Origin of the sequence: Flavobacterium sp. A45, from assembly GCF_002001005.1 — a bacterium.
Lineage (GTDB): Bacteria > Bacteroidota > Bacteroidia > Flavobacteriales > Flavobacteriaceae > Flavobacterium.
Window position 1 is genome coordinate 1 of sequence record NZ_MUNX01000020.1, and the last position, 311, is coordinate 311.

Sequence of the window (311 nt, forward strand, 5' to 3'; positions counted from 1 at the left end):
GTTCCAGGTGAAGGTCGCTCCCGAACAAATCGTTTGATTCGTTACTATATCTGCAGGTTTTGGCGTTACAGTCAAGTTCAATACTTGATCTGCCGTACAACCGTCTGCTCCTGGGAATCTTGTTCCTGTCTGATTCGTTGTATAATCCGTACCGTTCCAGGTGAAGGTCGCTCCCGAACAAATCGTTTGATTCGTTACTATATCTGCAGGTTTTGGCGTTACAGTCAAGTTCAATACTTGATCTGCCGTACAACCGTCTGCTCCTGGGAATCTTGTTCCTATCTGATTCGTTGTATAATCCGTACCGTTCC

At 45.7% G+C, this 311-nt stretch carries 1 protein-coding gene; it reads right to left on the reverse strand.

The window, feature by feature from the left end; genetic code table 11:
- On the reverse strand, positions 1–311 hold a 311-nt coding region (locus B0E44_RS18690), incomplete at both ends, for a hypothetical protein (RefSeq protein ID WP_165688746.1).